At 70.4% G+C, this 21,508-nt stretch carries 16 protein-coding genes; 9 read left to right on the top strand and 7 right to left on the bottom strand.

Going from position 1 to position 21,508, the window contains the following annotated elements:
- Nucleotides 1–91: 91 nt before the first annotated feature.
- Genes ABZX90_RS26980 through ABZX90_RS26960 form a run of 5 tightly spaced genes read right to left on the bottom strand, consistent with a single transcriptional unit; the run spans nucleotide 92 to nucleotide 8,158 of the window.
- Entirely contained in the window at nucleotides 92–697 is a 606-nt protein-coding gene (locus tag ABZX90_RS26980) for an ATP/GTP-binding protein (protein ID WP_351132403.1), read from the bottom strand.
- The gene (locus tag ABZX90_RS26975) at nucleotides 678–4,316 is read right to left on the bottom strand and encodes a hydantoinase B/oxoprolinase family protein (protein WP_355208857.1); all 3,639 of its coding nucleotides are present in this window, start codon (nucleotides 4,314–4,316) and stop codon (nucleotides 678–680) included. The genes ABZX90_RS26980 and ABZX90_RS26975 overlap by 20 nt, the downstream gene beginning before the upstream one ends.
- A 24-nt stretch (nucleotides 4,317–4,340) precedes the next feature.
- Nucleotides 4,341–4,736, bottom strand: a complete 396-nt coding sequence (locus ABZX90_RS26970) for a DUF742 domain-containing protein (RefSeq protein WP_351132407.1) — start codon at nucleotides 4,734–4,736, stop codon at nucleotides 4,341–4,343.
- A 9-nt stretch (nucleotides 4,737–4,745) separates the two neighbouring features.
- Complete coding sequence (locus ABZX90_RS26965) at nucleotides 4,746–5,186, bottom strand: roadblock/LC7 domain-containing protein (RefSeq protein WP_351132409.1); 441 nt, start codon at nucleotides 5,184–5,186, stop codon at nucleotides 4,746–4,748.
- Nucleotides 5,183–8,158 (bottom strand): nitrate- and nitrite sensing domain-containing protein, encoded by a 2,976-nt coding sequence (locus ABZX90_RS26960; protein ID WP_355208853.1) that lies wholly within the window; start codon nucleotides 8,156–8,158, stop codon nucleotides 5,183–5,185. Before ABZX90_RS26960 ends, ABZX90_RS26965 begins: the two co-directional genes overlap by 4 nt.
- A gap of 421 nt (nucleotides 8,159–8,579) precedes the next feature.
- On the opposite strand from ABZX90_RS26960, the gene ABZX90_RS26955 reads away from it, so the two are divergent.
- Nucleotides 8,580–9,218: a hypothetical protein gene (locus tag ABZX90_RS26955; protein ID WP_355208850.1), complete on the top strand. Its 639-nt coding sequence runs from the start codon at nucleotides 8,580–8,582 to the stop codon at nucleotides 9,216–9,218.
- Nucleotides 9,219–9,439: 221 nt separating this feature from the next.
- On the opposite strand, the gene ABZX90_RS26950 is transcribed toward ABZX90_RS26955, so the two are convergent.
- Nucleotides 9,440–10,639 (bottom strand): FAD-dependent oxidoreductase, encoded by a 1,200-nt coding sequence (locus ABZX90_RS26950; protein WP_355208847.1) that lies wholly within the window; start codon nucleotides 10,637–10,639, stop codon nucleotides 9,440–9,442.
- On the bottom strand, nucleotides 10,636–10,956 hold the full coding sequence (locus tag ABZX90_RS26945) for a bifunctional 3-phenylpropionate/cinnamic acid dioxygenase ferredoxin subunit (RefSeq protein ID WP_355208845.1): 321 nt from the start codon (nucleotides 10,954–10,956) through the stop codon (nucleotides 10,636–10,638). The genes ABZX90_RS26950 and ABZX90_RS26945 overlap by 4 nt, the downstream gene beginning before the upstream one ends.
- Before the next feature lie 213 nt (nucleotides 10,957–11,169).
- Between ABZX90_RS26945 and ABZX90_RS26940 the strand changes: the two genes are divergently transcribed.
- The 8 genes from ABZX90_RS26940 (at nucleotide 11,170) to ABZX90_RS26905 (ending at nucleotide 21,504) form a co-directional block, all read left to right on the top strand.
- Entirely contained in the window at nucleotides 11,170–11,988 is an 819-nt protein-coding gene (locus ABZX90_RS26940) for an IclR family transcriptional regulator (RefSeq protein ID WP_355208842.1), read from the top strand.
- A 229-nt stretch (nucleotides 11,989–12,217) separates the two neighbouring features.
- Entirely contained in the window at nucleotides 12,218–13,303 is a 1,086-nt protein-coding gene (locus ABZX90_RS26935; RefSeq protein WP_351132421.1) for an S-(hydroxymethyl)mycothiol dehydrogenase, read from the top strand.
- Nucleotides 13,300–13,506 carry a hypothetical protein gene (locus tag ABZX90_RS26930; RefSeq protein WP_355208839.1) on the top strand — a complete coding sequence of 69 codons (207 nt, stop codon included), beginning with the start codon at nucleotides 13,300–13,302 and terminating at the stop codon, nucleotides 13,504–13,506. The genes ABZX90_RS26935 and ABZX90_RS26930 overlap by 4 nt, the downstream gene beginning before the upstream one ends.
- Before the next feature lie 34 nt (nucleotides 13,507–13,540).
- The gene (locus tag ABZX90_RS26925) at nucleotides 13,541–15,997 is read left to right on the top strand and encodes an FAD-dependent oxidoreductase (RefSeq protein ID WP_355208836.1); all 2,457 of its coding nucleotides are present in this window, start codon (nucleotides 13,541–13,543) and stop codon (nucleotides 15,995–15,997) included.
- 46 nt (nucleotides 15,998–16,043) lie between these two features.
- Nucleotides 16,044–17,213 (top strand): N-methyl-L-tryptophan oxidase, encoded by a 1,170-nt coding sequence (gene solA / locus ABZX90_RS26920; RefSeq protein ID WP_355208833.1) that lies wholly within the window; start codon nucleotides 16,044–16,046, stop codon nucleotides 17,211–17,213.
- On the top strand, nucleotides 17,210–18,346 hold the full coding sequence (locus tag ABZX90_RS26915) for an aromatic ring-hydroxylating dioxygenase subunit alpha (protein ID WP_355208830.1): 1,137 nt from the start codon (nucleotides 17,210–17,212) through the stop codon (nucleotides 18,344–18,346). Before solA ends, ABZX90_RS26915 begins: the two co-directional genes overlap by 4 nt.
- Nucleotides 18,339–19,805, top strand: coding sequence for an aldehyde dehydrogenase family protein (locus tag ABZX90_RS26910; RefSeq protein WP_355208827.1), 1,467 nt, complete (start codon nucleotides 18,339–18,341; stop codon nucleotides 19,803–19,805). Before ABZX90_RS26915 ends, ABZX90_RS26910 begins: the two co-directional genes overlap by 8 nt.
- A gap of 136 nt (nucleotides 19,806–19,941) precedes the next feature.
- The gene (locus tag ABZX90_RS26905) at nucleotides 19,942–21,504 is read left to right on the top strand and encodes an amino acid permease (RefSeq protein WP_351132433.1); all 1,563 of its coding nucleotides are present in this window, start codon (nucleotides 19,942–19,944) and stop codon (nucleotides 21,502–21,504) included.
- Nucleotides 21,505–21,508: the final 4 nt, after the last annotated feature.

The following is a 21,508-nucleotide window of genomic DNA, read 5'->3' as shown; positions in this document are numbered from 1 at the left end:
GACCACGCGCGCGTGACATGACCGCGGCCCGTACCCCGGTCGGTGGGGGTACGGGCCGCATCCGTGTGACGACGGCGGCGCCGCGCGGGTGTCAGGTCGCGACGGCCTCCCGGCGGGCGGCCGCGTATGCCATCGCATGCTGGACGACGCGGATGAGAACCTCCTTGACGGACTCCCGGTCCCGCGCGTCGCAGAGGACGACAGGCACCCCCGGGTCGAGGTCGAGGGCCTGGCGGACGTCCTCCGCGGGATAGCGGGAGGCTTCCTCGAAGCAGTTGACTCCGACCACGAAGGGTATGGAGCGCCGTTCGAAGTAGTCGACCGCGGCGAAGCAGTCCTCCAGGCGGCGGGTGTCGGCCAGCACGACGGCGCCCAGGGCGCCGGTGGCGAGCTCGTCCCAGAGGAACCAGAAACGGTCCTGGCCGGGGGTTCCGAACAGGTAGAGCACCAAGTCCTCGCGGAGCGTGATCCGGCCGAAGTCCATGGCGACAGTGGTGGTGTGCTTGCCTTCCACACCACTGATGTCGTCGATGGGCCGGCCCGCCTCGGTGAGGAGTTCCTCGGTTCGCAGCGGTTTGATCTCGCTGACCGCGCCGACGAGGGTCGTCTTGCCCACGCCGAAGCCGCCGGCCACCAGGATCTTGAGCGTGACGGGCTCGACCGGAGGCTTGCCGCGCTCAGAACGCCCGAAGATCATCGATCTCTTCTCCTGCTTGATGGGGGTCGCGCGGTGGTGGGCCGTAGCCCCCGCCGCCGGGGGTTTCGATGACGAGTACGTCGCCGGGGCCGACGTCCGCCGCGTCGCTTCCGCCGAGTGCCGTGACGGTGCCGTCGGCGCGCTCCACCCGGTTGGCTCCGAGAGCGCCGGGCTCGCCGCCCGCCATGCCGTACGGCGGCACTCTGCGGTGCTGGGAGAGCGTCGAGACGGTCATCGGCTCGAGGAACCGGATGCGGCGTACGGCGCCGTCGCCGCCTCGCCAGTGTCCGGGGCCGCCGCTGCCGCGTCGAATCGCGAACTCGTCGAGCCGGACGGGCAGTCGCCACTCAAGGACCTCGGGGTCGGTGAGCCGCGAGTTGGTCATGTGCGTCTGAACGACAGGAGCGCCCGGGAAACCGTCGCCCGCGCCCGAACCGGAGGCAACGGTCTCGTAGTACTGGTGGCGCTCGTTGCCGAAGGTGACGTTGTTCATGGTGCCGGAGCCCTCGGCCTGCACACCCAGGGCCGCGTAGAGGGCGCCGGTGATCGCCTGGGACGTCTCCACGTTGCCGGCGACCACGGCGGCCGGGGGCTCGGGGGCGAGCATCGATCCCGGCGGCACCACGATGCGGAGGGGGCGCAGACAGCCGTCGTTGAGGGGGATGTCGTCGTCCACCAGGGTGCGGAAGACGTACAGGACCGCGGCGTTGACCACGGCGAAGGGCGCGTTGAAGTTGGTGGTGAGCTGCGCGGACGTACCCGTGAAGTCGACGGTGGCGGCGCGTCGCTCGTGGTTCACGGAGATACGGACACGGATGACCGCCCCCGAGTCGGTCTCGTAGGCGAACTCGCCGTCCTGGAGTGTGTCGATGACGCGGCGTACCGCTTCCTCCGCGTTGTCCTGGACGTGCTTCATGTACGCCTGGACGACGTCGAGTCCGAAGTCCTCGATCATGCGGCCGACTTCGTCGACGCCCTTCCGGTTGGCGGCGATCTGGGCGCGCAGGTCGGCGAGGTTCGTCTTCGGGTTGCGCGAGGGGTGGGGCGGCTCGGTGAGGAGGGCCAGTGTCTCGGCCTCACGGAAGCGGCCGTTCTCGGCGAGCAGCCAGTTGTCGAAGAGGACGCCCTCCTCGTCGATGGTGCGGCTGTTCGCGGGCATGGACCCCGGGGCGATGCCGCCGATCTCGGCATGGTGGCCGCGCGAGGCGACGTAGAACAGGATCCGGTCACCCTCCGTGTCGAAGACCGGGGTGATCACGGTGACGTCAGGGAGGTGGGTGCCGCCGTGGTAAGGATCGTTGACGGCGTAGGTGTCGCCCGGCCGCATGCCATCGCCGCGCCGCCGGACGACCTCCTGCACGCTCGTCCCCATCGAGCCCAGGTGGACCGGGATGTGGGGGGCGTTGGCCACCAGGTTGCCGTCGGGATCGAAGAGGGCGCAGGAAAAGTCCAGGCGCTCCTTGATGTTGACGGACTGGGCGGTCGATTCCAGGCGGGCGCCCATCTGTTCCGCGATGGACATGAAGAGGTTGTTGAAGACCTCGAGCAGTACGGGATCCGCTCGCGTACCGAGATCGGAACTCTCCGTGATCGCCGCGCGTTCCATGACCAGCTGCCCGTCGTGGGTCGTCGCGGCCCGCCAGCCGTCGTCGACGACGGTCGTGGCGCCGGCTTCGGCGATGATCGCGGGCCCGGTCACGGTCTCGCCGGGCGGGAGGTTCTCGCGGCGGTGCAGGGGCACGTCGCGCCAGGTGCCGCCCGTGTGGAGGCTGACCGTCTCCGATGGGGCCGAGCGGAATGTGGCTGCCTCGTACGGGGCGAGTGCGGACAGATCGGGGGGGTCGGTGAGACCGGTGGCTTCCACGGAGAGGGCTTCGACGACGACCGGGCGGTCGAGGGTGAAGGAGTAGGTGGCGCGATGACGTTCTTCGAAGGCGTGGGTCATGGAGCTGGGCTCGGTGAGCTCGACGGTCAGCGCTGTGTCCGTGCCGTCATAGCGGAGCTGGGCCCGGCGGGTGATCCGGATTCGGTGCTCGGGGACGTCCTCGGCGAGGAGTTCGGCACGGGCGGCACCCTCCAGGTCGTCGGCCGTCTTCAGGATGCCGGGCATCGAGGACGGTTCCAGGGGGACCTCGACGGACTGTTCACGCATGGCTGTCGTGTCGGCGAGTCCGATGCCGAGGGCGGACAGGACGCCTGCCATGGGCGGGACCAGGACGGTGCGGATGCCGAGGGAGTCGGCGACCATGCACGCGTGCTGGCCACCGGCGCCGCCGAAGGTGGTCAGCGCGTAGCGGGTGACGTCGTGGCCCTTCTGGACGGAGATCCGCTTGACCGCGTTGGCGATGTTGGCCACGGCGATCTGGAGGTAGCCCTCGGCGACCTGCTCCGGGGTGCGGTCGTCGCCGGTCCTCTCGCGGATCTCGCGCGCGAGGGCGGTGAACAGATCGCGGACCAGGGCGCCGTCGAGGGGCTGGTCCCCGCCGGGGCCGAACACCTTCGGGAAGTGGCCGGGCTGGACGCGGCCGAGTGCCACGTTGGCGTCGGTGACCGTCAGCGGGCCACCGCCCCGGTAGCACGCGGGCCCGGGGGCGGCGCCGGCCGAGTCGGGGCCCACGCGGTAGCGGGAGCCGTCGAAGTGGAGCACGGATCCGCCGCCCGCCGCGACGGTGTGGATGTCCAGCATGGGGGCGCGCAGCCGGACCCCGGCGATCCGGGTGGTGAAGATCCGCTCGTACTCTCCGGCGAAGTGGGAGACGTCCGTGGACGTACCACCCATGTCGAAGCCGATGACGCGGTCGAAGCCGGCGAGCTGCGACATCCGGGCCATGCCGACGATGCCGCCCGCGGGGCCGGACAGGATGGCGTCCTTCCCGCGGAACTGGCCGGCCTCGGCGAGGCCTCCGTTGGACTGCATGAACATCAGCCGTACGCCTTGGAGTTCATCGGCGACGTGCTGGACGTAGCGGCGCAGCACGGGCGACAGGTAGGCGTCGACGACGGCCGTGTCACCGCGGGGGACCAGCTTCATCAGCGGGCTGACCTCGCTGGAGAGAGAGATCTGCGGGAAGCCGACGCGGGCCGCCAGCTCACCCACGGCTTGTTCGTGGGCGGGGTGGAGGTGGCTGTGCATGCAGACCACTGCGACCGCGCGAATCCCGTCGTCGTACGCCTCCTGGAGTTCTGCGGCGAGGGCGTCCAGGTCGGGGGCGCGCAGGACGGTGCCGTCGGCGGCGATCCGTTCGTCGACCTCGACGACCCGCTCGTGGAGCGGTTCGGGGAGTTCGATCGAGCGGGCGAAGATCCGGGGGCGGTTCTGGTAGGCGATGCGCAGGGCGTCTCGGAAGCCCCGGGTGGTGACGAGGAGCGTGCGCTCGCCCTTGCGTTCCAGGAGAGCGTTGGTCGCGACGGTGGTGCCCATGCGGACGGCGTCGACCGGGGCGCCCGCGGCGTCCCCTTCGCCGCCGAGGAGTTCACGGACGCCCGCGACAGCCGCGTCGGCGTAGCGGGCCGGATTGTCGGACAAGAGTTTGTGCGTGAGCAGACGGCCGTCGGGCCGCCGCGCGACGATGTCCGTGAAGGTACCGCCCCGGTCGACCCAGAACTGCCAGCCTGTCACGTCTGTTCCCCGTTTCCGCCCAGCTCAGAGTGCCCGGAGGCCGCTGATCACGTCGCGCAGAATACTCTCGTCCGGCAGCTCGGCAGGGGGTACGGGACGTGTCACATGGACCATTTCGTCGTCCACGAGGTCCCCGATGAGGACCCGCACCACTCCGATGGGCAGATCGAGTTCGGCTGCAAGTTCGGCGACCGACTGGGGGGTGTCACGGCAGAGTTCGACGATGTCCACGTGTTCCGGGGACAGCGTGTGGTCCGCCTCCGGGTCCTCGGCGTGCTGTTCCGTGACCACCACGGCGATCAGATCAAGGCGATGCTGGGCCGCGCTGGTGGTGCGGCCGCGTGTCATGGCGTACGGACGGACCACCGGTCCGGCCTCGTCGTCGAACCAGTGGCGCGTTCCCTGACCGTCTCCGCTCATGTCATCCCACTACCCGCCCGAAGGCAGATCGGTGCGCGGACTGGCGGCCAGATGTACGCCGACCCGCTTGACGAGGAGCGTCATTTCGTACGCGACCTGGCCCACATCCGAGTCGGCGTCCGAGAGGACGGCGAGGCAACTGCCGTCGCCGGCGGCCGTGACAAACAGGAAGGCCTCGTCGAGTTCGACGACGGTCTGCCGGACGCTGCCCGCCTCGAAGTGCCGGCCGACGCCCTTGGCGAGGCTGTGGAAGCCGGAGGCGACGGCGGCCAGGTGCTCACTGTCCTCCCGGGTGAGGTCCTTCGAGGCCCCGGTGGGAAGGCCGTCGCCGGAGAGCACGATCGCCTTGTGGATGCTGGCGACGCGGTCCACGAGTTCGTCGAGCAGCCAGTTCAGCTCGCCGGTCACCTTGCTGGTCGCGGTGGGCCCTGCGGCCTTCGATGCGGTCATCGACCGTCCCCCTTTGTGGTTCGTCCTGCTGAGCCGTCCTGGGCCTGGTCGCCCACGGCGTTCTCTTCGCGGCCGCGCTGCCAGCCCCGCTGGAGCGAGGCCATCCGGCTGCGTACTTCGTCGGCGTCCCGCTCGGCGGGGTCCGCCCCCGTGCCGCCGCGGGCCTCGCGCTCTGCGAGCCGCGCCGGTCCATCCTTCAACTGCGGGGCCAGACTGGCCTGCCGGACGCGCCGGGGCAGCGGGGCCGCACTCGATTCTGCCTCCCCCGCCGTGGCGTCGCGTCGCGGGGTGGTGTCGTCCGGGCCCGCCGCCGCGGCGGTGCCGCGGGTGCGCCGGGGCAGCGCCGGGGCATCCGGATGGCCGGGAGACCCACGGAGGCCGGGCGCAGGGCGAAGTTCGGGTGCCTCACGAAGGCCGGGTCGCTCGGATGCGCCACGCGGGCCGGGGACACCGGGGCGTTCGCCGCGCCGGGCCGACGGCGTGGATCGCTCGCCACGCCGCCTGGGCAGTGGATTCGCGCCCTCACGTTCCGACGCACGACGTTCCGGGCGATCCGCGCTCCCCAGCGGCTCCGGGTCCGACGGGGTACCCAGGCTCTGCACCGGCTCCAGGTTCTGGGCCGATTCGAGGTCCGGGGCCGTGTCGTCGTCCGCCTGGTCACGCAGCGACCTGGCCTGGGTGACGGGACGGCCGTGGGAGCTGACGAGCTTCGGCGTCCGGCGGCGCGGCAGCGGGACGGAAGCGGTGCCCGGGCGATCGCCGTCACCGGAGCGGGTGGGGTCCTCTCCTCTGTCACCGGCCTGCTGGTGTTGTCCTGCGGGGACTCCCGCGATGGAGCGCCGCGGGCGGAACAGGCCTCCGCGTTCGCTGTCGTCGTCGCCGAGGGCGCCGGGGAAGCCGGTGAGCGTGTCCAGGTCGACGGGCGCCTCCAGCTCGACCGGGCCGTCCAGGATCGAGGCGGGCAGTCCCGGCAGACGCGGCTGCGCCTGGTTGAGCGCGGTTCTGCGGCTCTCCGCGGTCTCGCCCTCCTTGGTGGGCAGGGTGCGATCGAGGCGGAATCCGATGCCGTTGGTGTCCGGCACGTCGTCGGTGAGCAGGGCGTCCGGCATGAAGACGACCGCGGTGGTACCGCCGTACGGGGACGGCTGGAGCGAGACGCGAACGTTCTGCCGCTGGGCGAGCCTGCTGACCACGAAGAGGCCGAGCCGGTCGGTGTCGGAGAGTTCGAACTCGGGGGTCTCGGCGAGCCTCAGGTTGGCGTCGAGCAGCGCCTCGGCCGCCATTCCGAGGCCCCGGTCGTGGATCTCCAGGGTGAATCCGTTGGCGACGCGCTCCCCGACGACGTGAACGGCCGTGTGCGGGGGCGAGAACACCGTGGCGTTCTCGAGGAGCTCGGCCACGAGATGGGTGATGTCGGCGACGGCGGGGCCCGTGACGGCGACGCGCGGCAGCCGGCGTACCTCGATGCGCTCGTAGTCCTCGACCTCGGCGACGGCGGCGCGGACGATGTCCATGAGCTGGACCGGCTTGCGCCACTGCCGGGACGGCGCGGCGCCGGACAGGATGACCAGGCCCTCGGCATGGCGGCGCATACGGGTGGTCAGGTGGTCGAGCCGGAACAGGTCGGCCAGCTCGTCGGTGTCCTCGGTCCTGCGCTCCATGGTGTCGAGGAGAGTGAGCTGCTTGTGCAGCAGTACCTGGCTGCGGCGCGCGAGATTGACGAAGACCTCGGAGACGCCCTCGCGCAGTTCGGACTGCTTGACGGCTGCCTCGACGGCGGCGCGCTGGAGGGTGTTCAGGGCTTGGCCGACCTCGCCCATCTCGTTCCTGTCGTACTCCAGGCGCGGCACTTCGGTCTCGACGTCGACCTGCTCACCGGCGGAGAGACGGCGCATGACGCTGGGCAGCCGTACACCGGACGCCTCGTGGGCCTCCAGGCGCAGCCGCCGCAGGTCGCGGATGAGGCTTCGGCCGATCCGCACGGACATCACGAGCGAGATCAGCAGGGCGATCAGACCGATCACGCCCGCGACGACCGCCTTGAGGATGACGCCCATGGCCACGGGCCTGACCCGGTCCTGGTAGTGGTCGCCCGCCCGGTCCTCGAGCTTGCCGAGTTCAGCGAGCACATGCCCGGCCGCGCCGTCCCAGCTCTTCGCGGTGACGCCGCGCGGCGAGCCGGCCGTGGAACCGACGACGGCCTGTTCCGCCACGCGCAGGGGAGCCGTGCCGGCGTTCTTCCAGTAGCGCTCGAAGCGTTGGCGTTCCGAGGAGGGCAGCAACGGCAGGCTGATGTCGTACAGCAGGGTGCGCTGGGCCACGAGGTCGGAGATGTCGCGGAGTTCGTCCCGGGTGAGGTGACCGGCGACCAGTGCGGAGCCGAGGAGTGCGTCCTCACGGGAGAGCAGTTCACGGGCGCGGGACACATGGACGAGAGCGCGGCCCTGCGTGTCCAGCTCCACGTCGTCGACCACGTGCAGGTTGGCCATCAGGACGTAGCAGGGGTCGATCAGACGGTTGTAGAGGCCGAGGGCCTGCGCCCGGTCGACGGTGCCTTCCTCGACGCCGTTGCGCAGCGAGGCGATCCCGTCGACCGCGTCGAGGAGGGAGGTGAGGCGCTCCGAGGTGCCCCCGCTCAGCTCCTTGCGCACGTCCTTGTCCTTGGCGTTCCTACGGACCTTCGCCACGACGCGGTCCGTGGCGTTCCGGGTGCGCTTGAGCGCCGCGAGCCCGTCGGACGCGCGAGGATCGGCCAAGTAGACGAGCGTCTGGCGGCGTTCCTGCTGGAGGACCCTGACGGTGTCCTCGGTCGGGTAGCCGATCTTCTCGACGATGTCGGACACGCTGAAGAGCTGGCTGGCCTCGCGTCCCGTGATCACGGTCGCAAAGGCCCAGATCCCGGTCAGGGACACCAGAGGCACGAGGAGCAGCGCCACAATCTTCCGGCGGATGGACTTCCCGCGAAAGCGCATGGCCTCCCCCAGTCGACCCCCTCCGGCCGGGGGTACACATGTGCGTCAACAAACGGCGTGAGCCTACTACTGACCCACAGGTAACTCGAAGACCCGTCCGGTCGCGTTCCAGCCCTACGGGGAACGAGACATGGGGAGTTGTCCGTTCATTGGGGGAGATCGCCTCCCTGAATCCGGCACTTGGGGCCGGATCGCAACGGAGCGGGGAACTTCGTCAGTTGGCCGGAATTCTTCGCTCTGCGGGAATCTTCAGGGCAGGTTGTTCGTCTTTCTGTACGGGAATTGAGGGCGGAATCGGCTACAGGCGCCGCATCCCGCGCTCAGGCGGCGTAAAAGAGCGCAAGCCGGGCAGCCACTGGGGAGCGGGAGTCGCGAGACATCCGTGCGAGAGGCCTGCTGGGCGGTGGGGAGTGACAAGTTGATGGGCACGGCGGAGCGGAGCGGGGCACCCGGGACAGGGGTTGCGACGCGCGAGGCGGCACAACTGGCCACGCAGGCACCGGATCGCGACATTCCGGCAGCCGGTCAGGGCCAGTCGGACAGTCGGCGGGCCGCGCGGGGCGGCCGCGAGACGGCGGAGGTCCGGGACACCGCCACGGACAGGTGCGGCCGGGCCGATGAGAAGGGCGCTGCCACGGACGGATACGAGGGCCGCGAAGAGCAGGCTTACTACCGGCCGCTGTGGATCGAGGAGCCCGCGCGCAGGCGCCGGCTGCCTGATCCGGTGCGCACGTCGGCCGTGCGCGCGGTGATCATCATCGCGGTGACGCTGACACAGGCCGTGGTGGCCTTCCTGTGCACGATGGCGGGGTCCTGGCTGGCCTTTCCGATGGTCCTGAGCAGCGTGGCCAGTACCGTCGTCGCCACATGGGCCGCCCTGGACGTCTGGGTGACACGACAGGTGTGGAACCAGCGGAACGGCGTGGTGTCGGTACCCAGCAGCACCGCGCGAGCCCTCCGGCGGGAGCGCCGCAAGGCCAGGCGTCAGGCACGGATCTCCGCGCGGGCTCAGGAGCGGATACGCAGGCGGGGCGGGGCCGGACAGCTGTCGCACTCGTAGAGAAGCGGCACCTTCTCCGCCCTGACCCCGGGTGCGGGCAGGAGCTGCACCACGCGATCTGATGGGCGGCGGAGCTTTGTTCATCCCGCTCGGCAGCTGTGGAGCACGACGCGGTGTTCGGTGCTTCGCCACCCACGCACCAGGCCGGCGCAGGGGAGAGGGACGAACCTCCACCCCTCGCACTGACGACCACCGGTCGGGCGGTCACCGACGTCACGCCGTCACAGTGCCGCCGACTCCAACGGGTCCCCGCTGCGCGCCAGTTCACGGCGGACGCGCAGGAAGGGCCGGGGACGGTCGACGCTGAGCACCGCCGTCGTACGGCCGGCGCGCTCGTAGAGGGCGAGGAAGCCGCCCTCGGCCGGTCCGCCTTCGTCGAGGGCGCCCTCGACGATCCGGACCGTGTCCGAGTCCCGCCGCCGCCCCGCGAACTGGATCCGCGCACCGTACTGGTCGGACCAGAAGTAGGGCAGGGAGCGCAGGGTTCCCACGGTGCGTCCGGCGAGCAGGTTGCCCACCGCGACGCGGGGTTGCTCGGTGGCGGAGGTCCAGTGTTCGGTGCGGGTGCCGCCGACCCTGGCGACGTCACCGACGGCGACCACCTGCGGGAGACCGGTCGCGCAGCCGTCGTCGCAGAGCACGCCGTCGTTCAGGGCGAGCGTCGAGCCTGCCAGCCAGCCGGTGTTCGGGGCGGCGCCGATACCCACTATCACGACATCGGCGGGCAGGGAGCGGCCGTCGGACAGTTCCACTCCGGTGACCGCGCCAGGAGAGGTGCCGCCGCTCCCCCGGAACCCTGCGACGCCCGTTCCGGCGATGAGGCGGGTGTCCGCGCGCCGGTGCAGTGCGGCGCACACGGCGGCCATGTCCGGGCCGAGTTGAGGAAGGAGGGGCAGCGGGGCGGCCTCGACGACGGTGACCTCATGGCCGAGGGCGGCGCACGAGGACGCAGTCTCGGCGCCGATGAAGCCGCCGCCGATGACGACGACGCGGCGCTGTCCCGCGGTGAGTTCCACGCGCAGGGCACGGGCGTCGTCGAGGGTGCGCAGGGTGTGCACGCCGGCGAGGTCGTCACCGGGAAGGTGGCGGGCGGAGGCGCCCGTGGCGATGACCACTCCGTCCGTGGACACGGTGCGGCCGTCGTCCAGGACGACGGTGCGGCCACGGGTGTCGAGGCCGCGGGCGCGTACGCCGAGGAGCCAATCGGCGTCGAGCTCCGCGCTCTCCTCGGCGTCGGTGAGGGCGATTTGATCCTCGTCCGCGCGACCGGTGAGGAAGTCCTTGGAGAGGGGAGGCCTGTCGTAGGGACGATGGGGTTCGTCGCCAACGATCACCAGTCGTCCGTCGAAGCCCTGGGAGCGCAGCTCACGGGCCGCGTACAGACCGGAGAGGGAGGCACCGACGACGGTCACGGTCCTCATGCGGCGGTGCCCTCCTCCGCGGCGAGATGGACGTGGATGATTCCGTCGTCGACGGTGACGCGGTGGGTGCGGACGGGGCGGCGAGCCGGGAGACACGTCGGCCGGCCCGTGCGCAGATCGAACAAGGCGGCGTGCAGCGGGCATTCGATCAGACAGCCCTCCAGCCAGCCCTCCGAGAGGGAGGCGTCCTGGTGGGTGCAGGTGTCGTCGATGGCGTAGAGCTCACCGTCGGCGTTGAACACGGCGACCGGTGGTGTGGTCTCGACACGGACGGATTCGCCCTCGGGGAGGTCTTCAAGGCGGCAGACGGGAATCATGGGCCCCCCTCTCGGTCCGGACGTTTCGTCCGCGACCTCTCAGGTCCAGGTCGTCGGGAACCTTCCGGGTTCCGGACGCTTCGGTAACATGATGTTTCGTATGGCGCACGAGGGAGCGCTATGCGCAACAGAATCCGCGCGGGGATCCCGTCACGTCAAGGGCTTCCCGCAGATGCGGCCCGAACAGGGCCGGCAGGTGGTGAGAGTTGACCTATGACCCGCACGCAGAAGGCTGAACGCACCGAGGACACCCCCGAGAAGCAGAGCGGCAGGGGCGCGGGCAGCGCCGTCCAGTCGGTGGACCGCGCCGTGAGCGTGCTGGAGATCCTCGCCCGCCTCGGCGAAGCGGGCGTCACCGAGATCGCCGAGGAGCTGGACGTGCACAAGTCCACGGCGTTCCGACTGCTCGGCGTCCTGGAGAACCGCGGCCTGGTCGCACAGGCCAAGGACCGCGGCAAGTACTACCTGGGAGCCGCCGTGCTGCGTCTCGCGGGGGCGGCGGCAGTGCGCCTCGACATCTCCCAGGAGGGCGTCCCGGTCTGCCGCGAACTCGCCGACGAACTGGGCGAGACCGTCAACATCGCGGTCCTGGACGACGACGCGGCGGTCAACATCATGCAGGCCCGCGGCACGGCGTCGGTCACGGCGCAGAACTGGCTGGGCAGACGGACTCCCCTGCACGCCACGTCCAGCGGGAAAGTACTGCTCGCCCACATGCCGCCCACGATGCGTGAGGGCCTGCTGGCCCGCCCCCTGCCGCGCTTCACGGAACGCACGATCACCGGGCCCTCCACCCTGCGCAGCGAGCTGGAGGCCGTGATCGAGCAGGGGTACGGCATCACCCTCGAGGAGCTGGAGCTGGGCCTCGCCGCCGTGGCCGCGCCGGTGCGGGCGCACGACGGCAAGGTGATCGCCGCGATCAGCGTGTCGGGACCGGTGTACCGGCTGAACGCGGACCGCCTGCCGGAGCTTTCCAAGCGGACGGTGGCGGCGGGAGCCGAGCTGTCGCGCCGGATGGGCTACGGCTTCTGAGGCAGCACTCGGCCACCACCGCTCGCGCCCGCTGACGAGGACGCCTCCCCATGACGCGGGGCCGGAAGTCTCCCGGACCCCGCGTCCTCGTGTGTCGGCCACGTTTCGGGCCTCGCGTTCCTTTTGCCAAGGGTTAACTCCCACCTCTTGACGGCCGCCTGACGGCGTTCTCAATATGTTCCTCATCACGCAACCCATCGTGCAATGCGCAACAGCAGAGGAGCTTGTCGTGCCCCACGAGGTCCGTGCCGTAGTCGCCGTCAAGAAGGGCGCACCCGTCGAGGTGCGGACGATCGTCGTTCCCGACCCGGGCCCCGGCGAGGTGCTCGTCAACGTCCAGGCCTGCGGGGTCTGCCACACGGATCTGCACTACCGGGAAGGCGCGATCAACGACGAATTCCCCTTCCTGCTGGGCCATGAGGCGGCCGGCACCATCGAGGCGATCGGCGAAGGCGTCACCGATCTGGCCCCCGGCGACTATGTGGTCCTCGCCTGGCGCGCCCCCTGCGGAAGCTGCCGCTCCTGTCGCCGTGGCCGCCCCTGGTACTGCTTCGACTCCCGCAACGCCGCCCAGCCGATGACCCTCCTCGACGGCACCCCCCTCAGCAACGCCCTCGGTATCGGCGCCTTCGCCGAGAAGACCCTGGTCGCGGCCGGACAGGCGGTGAAGATCGACCCGGCGGCACGGCCGGAGGCCGCGGGACTGATCGGCTGTGGCGTGATGGCCGGATACGGCGCCGCCGTCAACACCGGCAACGTCGGGCGCGGCGACACCGTCGCCGTCATCGGCTGCGGCGGCGTGGGCAACGCCGCCATCGCGGGCGCCTGCCTGAACGGCGCGATGAAGGTCATCGCCGTCGACATCGACGACAAGAAACTCGACCTGGCCGAGAGGTTCGGCGCCACCCACACCGTCAACTCACGGGGAACGGACCCGGTCGAGGCGGTCCGCGCGCTGACCGACGGCTTCGGAGTCGACATCGCCATCGACGCCGTGGGACGGCCGGAGACGTACAAGCAGGCCTTCTACATGCGCGACCACGCCGGTGTGCTCGTCCAGGTCGGCGTGCCCGACCCCGAAATGAAGATCGACCTGCCGCTGATCGACCTGTTCTCGCGCGGCGGCGCCCTGAAGTCCTCCTGGTACGGCGACTGTCTGCCGAGCCGCGACTTCCCCTTCCTCATCGACCAGTACCTGTACGGACTGCTGGACCTCAACGCCTTCGTCAGCGAGACGATCTCACTCGACCAGGTCGAGGAGGCGTTCGCGAAGATGCACCGGGGCGAGGTCCTCCGGTCGGTGGTGGTCCTGTGAACATCCGGGGCGCCGTACAGGTCGAACACGGCGTCCCCTCCCGCACGTTCAACCCGACCGCCCGGCCGTACACGGACCGGCCGGCCATCGAGGTCTCCGTCCGCGACCGGCTCCTCGGCCTCCCCGGCGGCACGCTCGTCCGCACCGGAGACGGCGCGGACACCACCGACGCCGCCGAGCGGCCCGACGTCCCGGCCACCTGAGCGCGTTCACTCCCCCACCCCGGCAAGGAGGGGCATGTCCAGTACGCCCGCACCCCGTCCCCGTGTCGTCGTCATCGGCGCCGGCATCGTCGGCTGCTCCCTCGCCGACGAACTGACCGCCCGTGGCTGGACCGACGTCACCGTTCTCGAACAGGGCCCGCTGCCCGCCCCGGGCGGCTCCACCTCGCACGCGCCGGGCCTGGTGTTCCAGACCAGCCCCTCCAGGACGCTGACCGCGTTCGCCCGCTACACGGTCGAGAAGTTCTCCTCCCTTCAGGTGGACGGCGTCTCCTGCTTCAACCAGGTGGGTGGGCTGGAACTCGCGACCACCCCCGAGCGCCTGGCCGACCTGCACCGCAAGGCCGGTTACGCGGCCTCCTGGGGGGTCCGCGGCGAGATCGTCAGCACCGACCGGTGCAAGGAACTCTGGCCGCTCATCGACCGGTCGGCCGTCCTCGGCGGCTTCCACACCCCGGACGACGGGCTGGCGCGCGCCCTGCTCGCGGCCCGCGCCCAGATGGAGCGCGCGACCGAACGGGGCGCCCGCTTCCTCGACCGTCACACCGTCACCGGTATCGAGAAGGCCGACGGCTCGGTCACCGGCGTCGTCACCGACCGGGGCACGTTCCCCGCCGATCACGTCGTCTCCGCCGCCGGCTTCTGGGGTCCTGTCATCGGACACATGGCCGGAGTCGACGTACCCCTGCAACCGCTCGCACACCAGTACGCGAAGACCCGGCCGCTCCCCGAACTCACCGGAGCGGAGTCCGAGGCCTCGATGCCCATCCTCCGCTTCCAGGACCGCGACCTCTACTTCCGCGAGCACCACGACCGCATCGGCGTCGGCAGCTACGCCCACCGGCCGCTGCCGGTCGACCCGTTCGGGATCCTGCCGTACGACGAGGCACGGGCGAACGACATGGCGATGCCGTCCTCGTACCCGTTCACCGAGGAGGACTGGGCGCCGAGCTGGGACGACTGCCGCCGACTGCTGCCCGCCCTGTGCGACACGGAGATCGAGGAGGGCTTCAACGGGGTCTTCTCCTTCACCCCGGACGGTATGCCGGTGCTCGGGGAGTCCCGGCGGCTCCGCGGTTTCTGGCTGGCCGAGGCCGTCTGGGTCACCCACTCCGCCGGTGTGGCGAAGGCGGTCGCTGAGTGGATGGTCGACGGGCGCGCGTCCATCGACCTGCACGAGTGCGACCTCGCCCGTTTCGAGGACGTACAGCGTTCACCGTCGTACGTTCTCGAACGCGGTTCGCAGCAGTTCGTCGAGGTGTACGACATCCTGCACCCCCTCCAGCCGATGGAGCAGCCGCGGCCCCTGCGCGTCAGCCCCTTCTACGCCCGGCAGCAGCAACTCGGCGCGCGCTTCCTGGAGGGCGGCGGCTGGGAGCGGCCGCAGTGGTACGAGGCGAACGCCCCGCTCGTCGACTCGATCGGTCCCCTCCCCGAACGCGACGCCTGGTCGGCCCGCTACTGGTCCCCCATCGCCGCCGCCGAGGCGAGGACGACCCGCGAGAAGGTCGCCCTGTACGACATGACCCCGCTGCGCCGTCTCGACGTCACCGGGCCCGGCGCCCTCGCCTTCCTCCAGCGCATGACCACCAACAACCTCCGCAAGAAGCCCGGCGCGGTCACGTACACGCTGCTCCTCGACGAGAGCGGGGGCGTACGTTCCGACCTCACCGTCGCCCGGCTGGCCCCCGACCGCTTCCAGGTCGGCGCCAACTCCCCCGCCGACCTGGACTGGCTCCTGCGACACGCGCCGCAGGACGTGCACATCAGCGACCTCACCTACGGCACCTGCTGCATCGGTGTGTGGGGGCCGCTCGCCCGGGACCTCGTCCAGCCGCTGACCCGCGACGACTTCTCGCACGAGGGCTTCGGCTACTTCCGTGCGAAGGAGACGTACGTCGGGCATGTCCCCGTCACCGCCCTGCGGTTGAGCTACGTCGGGGAGCTCGGCTGGGAGCTGTACACCACGGCCGACCTGGGGCTCAGGCTCTGGGACACGCTCTGGGAGGCGGGCGGCAGCCACGGCGTGATCGCGGCCGGGCGTTCGGCGTTCAACTCCCTGCGCCTGGAGAAGGGGTACCGGGCCTGGGGCACCGACATGACCGACGAGCACAACCCGTACGAGGCGGGCGTCGGCTTCGCCGTCCGCATGGACAAGGACGGATTCGTCGGCCAGGAAGCCTTGCAGGGCCTCGTGGCACAAGAGCCGGCGCGCAGGCTCACCCCGCTCCTCCTCGACGACCCCTCCGCCGTCGTCCTCGGCAAGGAGCCCGTCTACGTCGACGGCGCCCCCGCCGGCTACGTCACCAGCGCCTCGTACGGCTACTCGCTCGGCCGCTGTGTCGCCTACGCCTGGCTGCCGGCGCTGGCCACCGGAACGGGCGTGCACATCGGCTACTTCGGCGAGAAGGTCCCGGCGACCGTCTCCGAGGAACCACTCTTCGATCCCAAGATGAACCGAATCCGCCGTTGAATCCGATGAGGAGTCAAGAGCCGGACAAAAGGCATGAGGAGGCCCTGTGTCCCCCAGCTATGACGTGATCGTGATCGGTCTCGGCGGCATGGGCAGCGCCGCCGCGCACCATCTGTCCGCCCGCGGCGTCCGAGTGCTCGGGCTGGAGAAATTCGGCCCCGTGCACAGCCGGGGCTCCAGCCACGGCGGCTCCCGCATCACGCGGCAGTCCTACTTCGAGGACCCGGCGTACGTCCCGCTGCTGCTGCGCTCCTACGAGCTGTACGACGAGCTGGAGCGGGCGACGGGCCGCGACATCGCCACCCTGTGCGGCGGCGTGATGGTCGGGCCCCCGGACTCGCGGACCGTCTCCGGTTCGCTGCGCTCGGCACAGCAGTGGGACCTGCCCCACGAGATGCTGGACGCGACGGAGATCCGGCGACGCTTCCCGACCCTGAATCCGCTCGACGACGAGGTCGCGCTGTTCGAGGCGCGGGCGGGACTGGTCCGCCCCGAGAACACGGTCGCCGCGCACCTCCAGCTCGCCACCCGGCAGGGCGCCGACCTGAACTTCGACGAGCCGATGACACGCTGGGAGCCGTACCGGGACGGCGTGCGGGTGCACACGGCGGAGAATACGTACACGGCCGGTCAGCTGGTGATCTGCCCGGGAGCCTGGGCGCCGCGGCTGCTCACCGATCTCGGGGTGCCCTTCCGGATCGAACGGCAGGTCATGTACTGGTTCCAGCCGACGGGCGGGGTGCGGCCGTTCATGCCCGAGCGGCATCCGATCTACATCTGGGAGGACGCGGCCGGAGTCCAGGTCTACGGCTTCCCGTCCATCGACGGACCGGAACTGGGCACGAAGGTCGCCTTCTTCCGCAAGGGCGTCGAGTGCACCCCGGAGAACATCGACCGGACCGTTCACGAGGAAGAGATCCGGGCCATGGCGGACCAAATGTCCCGCTGCATCCCCGATCTGCCCGGCACCTTCCTCAAGGCCGCCACCTGTATGTACTCCAACACCCCCGACGAGCACTTCGTCATCGCCCGCCATCCCGCTCACCCGGAGTCCGTCACCGTGGCCTGCGGGTTCTCCGGGCACGGCTTCAAATTCGTACCGGTCGTCGGTGAGATCCTCGCCGACCTCGCCCTGGACGGCTCCACCGAGCACCCCATCGGCCTGTTCGACCCCCACCGCCTCGCCGCCGCGCCCGCCGGAGGAGTACGCACGTGACGACGACCCCCGTCTCCCCTTCCCCCAGCCTGATCGCCACGCTGCCCGGGCACTACTACACCGACCCGGACATCTTCCGGCAGGAGCAGGAACTGCTCTTCGAGTCGATGTGGTTCTGCGCGGTGCGCTCCGCGGATCTCGCGAGGCCCGGAGCCTTCCGCACGGTCCAGGTCGGCCGGGAGAGCGTCCTGGTCACCCGTTCCCGGACAGGTGAGCTGCGCGCCTTCCTCAACATCTGCCGTCACCGGGGTGCCCGGCTGTGCACCGAGGAGTCGGGCGAGGTACGGCGCAACCTCCAGTGCCCGTACCACGCCTGGACGTACGGCCTCGACGGCAAGCTGGTCGCGGCACCGAACCTGGCGAAGATGCCGGACGTCGACCGCGTCGAGTACGGCCTGGTCAAGGTCGCCCTGCGCGAGTGGCTCGGCTACGCCTGGGTGTGCCTGGCCGACGAGCCCCCCTCGTTCGAGGAGACGGTGGTGGGCGCGGCCGTGGAGCGGCTCGGCACCACCGCGGCCATCGAGCACTACGGCACCGAGAGCCTCGCACTCGGCCGGCGCATCACCTACGACGTCCGGGCGAACTGGAAGCTGATCGTCGAGAACTTCATGGAGTGCTACCACTGCGCGACGATCCACCCCGAACTGACGGAGGTGCTCCCGGAGTTCGCGGAGGGGTACGCGGCGCAGTACTACGTGGGCCACGGCGCCGAGTTCGGTCAGGAGATCAAGGGCTTCACGGTCGACGGCAGCGAGGGCTTCGCCAAGCTGCCCCAGGTCGCGGACGACCAGGACCGCCGCTACTACGCGATCACCGTGAAACCGACGGTCTTCGTCAATCTGGTCCCGGACCATGTCATCCTGCACCGCATGTTCCCGCTCGCGGAGGACCGCACGGTCGTCGAGTGCGACTGGCTCTACGCCCCGGAGGTCGTCGAGTCGGGCGCGGACGTGTCCAAGTCGGTGGAACTCTTCCACCGGGTGAACGAACAGGACTTCGCAGCCTGCGAGAGGACACAGCCGGCGATGGCGTCACGGGCCTATCGCCACGGCGGTGTCCTGGTTCCGACCGAGCATCACATCGGGGTCTTCCACGCGTGGTTGATCGCACGATTGGGAGGCCCACGTGCCTGACCTGTACATCGACGGAACATGGCGGGGCGCGCTGGACGAGCGCACCCGCGAGATCCGCTGTCCCGCCGACGGCTCGCTGGTCGGAGTCGTCGACGAGGCGGGCGGAAAGGACACGGTGGAGGCGATCGCCGCCGCGCGCCGCGCCTTCGACGAGGGTCCCTGGCCCACGACCCCGTCGGCGGACCGCGGCGATCTGCTGCTGCGCGTCGCCGACCTCCTCGCCCGCGACAAGGACGCCCTCGCCCGCTCGGAGTCGCTCGACACCGGCAAGCGGCTCGTCGAGAGCGAGTACGACATCGACGACATCGCCAACTGCTTCCGCTACTTCGGCCGGCTGGCCGCCGCCGATGCGGGCCGCGTCGTCGAGACGGGCACGGCGAGCGTCGACAGCCGCGTCGTATACGAACCCGTCGGGGTCTGCGCGCTGATCACCCCGTGGAACTACCCGCTCCTGCAGACGGCCTGGAAGGTGGCTCCGGCACTCGCGGCGGGCAACACCTTCGTCCTCAAGCCGAGCGAGCTGACCCCGCACACGGCGATCCATCTGATGCGGCTCCTCGAAGAGGCGGGAGTACCGCCGGGCGTCGCCAATCTGGTGCTGGGCGCGGGCCCCGAGGCGGGCGCCCCGCTCGCCGACCATCCGGACGTGGACCTGGTCTCCTTCACCGGGGGCCTCGCGACCGGGCGTGCGCTCATGGCGGCCGCGGCCGGGACGGTGAAGAAGGTCGCCCTCGAACTCGGCGGCAAGAACCCGAACATCGTCTTCGCCGACGCCGACTTCGAGACGGCCGTCGACATGGCGCTGACCGCGGTCTTCCTCCACTCCGGGCAGGTCTGCTCGGCGGGCGCGCGCCTGCTGGTCGAAGACACGCTGCACGACCGGTTCGTCGACGAGGTCGTACGCCGGGCCTCGGAGATCAGACTGGGCGGACCGTTCGACGAGCGGGCGCAGACCGGGCCGCTGATCTCCGCGGAGCATCGCGCCAAGGTCGAGGCGTACGTCGCCAAGGGCCTGGCCGAGGGAGCGGTGCTCCGCTGCGGCGGCGCCCGGCCGAGGGAACCCGGCCTCGACACGGGCTTCTACTATCCGCCGACGGTCCTCGACGAGTGCAGCGGCGACATGTCCGTGGTCCAGGACGAGTCGTTCGGACCTGTGCTCACCGTGGAGCGGTTCAGCGGCGAAGCGGAGGCCGTGCGCCTGGCCAACGACACGATCTACGGACTGGCGGGCGCCGTCTTCACCACCGACGAGGCCAAGGCCCAGCGCGTCGCGGCCCGGCTGCGCACCGGCACGGTGTGGATCAACGACTACCACCCCTACGTCCCCCAGGCCGAGTGGGGAGGCTTCAAGCAGTCCGGCTCCGGGCGCGAACTCGGGCCCTCGGGGCTGGCCGAGTACCGCGAGCCCAAGCACATCTGGCGCAACACCGACCCGTCCCCGCAAGGCTGGTTCGACTGATCCCGATCGTCCGGGGCGGCCCGCCCCGTCCCGGCGCACCGACGCGGACATGGCACCCGCGTACCACCCCTCAGAGACCCGGCACCCGCACGAGCCGCTCCCTCACCCCGCCCCCAGGCCCACCTGGAGTCCCCTCATGACGACCACCGACCGACCGTCCGGCCCACACCATCACGACGACGCCGAGCTCGCCGAGTTCGGTTACAGACCCGAACTGAAGCGCACCCTCGGCAACTTCCACACCTTCGCCGCCGGCATCAGCTACATCTCCATCCTCACCGGCACCTTCCAGCTCTTCTACTTCGGCTACGCCAGTGGCGGCTCCGCCTACTGGTGGTCCTGGCCGATGGTCTTCGCCGGGCAGTTCATGGTCGCGCTCTGTTTCGCGGAGCTGGCCGCCCGCTATCCCGTCGCGGGCTCCGTCTACAACTGGTCGAAGAAGATAGGCAATCCGCATCTCGGCTGGCTGGCCGGCTGGATGATGCTGATCGCCTCCATCGTGACGATCTCGGCGGTGGCGCTCGCCTATCAGCTGACGCTCCCGCAGATCTCCTCCGTCTTCCAGTTCGTCGGGGACGGGACCGGGAAGTACGACGTCGCGACCAACGCGGTCGTCCTGGCCACGGTGCTCATCCTCTTCACGACTCTGGTCAACGCCTTCGGCGTGAAGCTGATGGCCACCATCAACAGCGCGGGCGTGTTCATCGAGCTGATCGCCACCGTCGTCCTCATCGTGCTGTTCGCCGTCCACATCACCCGAGGGCCGCAGGTGGTCACGGAGACCGCGGGCACGGGCGCCGGGCACTCGACCGGCTATCTGGGCGCGTTCCTGGTGGCCTCGCTGGCGTCGGCGTACGTGATGTACGGCTTCGACACGGCGGCCTCCCTCGGCGAGGAGTCCCTGGATCCCTCCCGCAACGCTCCGCGGGCCATCATCCGCGCGATCGTCGCCTCGTTCGTCCTGGGCGGACTGGTGCTGCTGCTCGCGCTGATGAGCGTCTCCAGCCTGAAGGGCGAGAAGCTGTCCACGGAGGGTCTGCAGTACATCGTGCTCGACGTGCTCGGCCCGACGGCCGGCAAGGCGATGCTGTGGTGCGTGCTGATCGCGGTCACGGTGTGCGCGCTCGCGGTGCACACGGCGGCGATCCGGCTGGCCTTCGCGATGTCCCGGGACAACAACCTGCCCGGGTCCTCCCTGATGGCCCGGGTCAGCCCGCGCTTCAAGACCCCGGTGCTGCCGGCGGTGATCATCGGCGTCCTCGCCGTCGCGATCCTCGTCGTGAACATCCGCCAGCCGCAGATCTTCACCGTGGTCACGAGTATCGGCATCGTCATGATCTATCTCGCCTACCTCGGCGTGACCGTGCCGATGCTGGTGTCCCGGCTGCGCGGCACGTGGCAGCCCGCGGGTGACGGCAAGTTCTCGCTGGGCCGCTGGGGCCTTCTCGTCAACATCGTCGCCGTGGTCTGGGGCGCGGCCATGACGGTCAACCTGATCTGGCCGCGCGCCGAGGTGTACAACGCCGCCGCGCCGTTCCACTGGTATCTGCGCTGGGGCGCGGTGCTGTTCGTCGCGGTCATCTCCGGCGGCGGCTTCGCCTACTACTGGTTCATCCAGCGGCACCGCACCGGTGTGCTCGACGAGCACCGGCTGCAACCGGCCGTCACGGCTCCGCTCACCGCTCCGGCGGCCGACTGAAGGG

The sequence above is a fragment of the Streptomyces sp. NPDC002935 genome (assembly GCF_040611295.1).
Lineage (GTDB): Bacteria > Actinomycetota > Actinomycetes > Streptomycetales > Streptomycetaceae > Streptomyces.
This window is presented reverse-complemented; position numbering and strand designations above follow the sequence as displayed.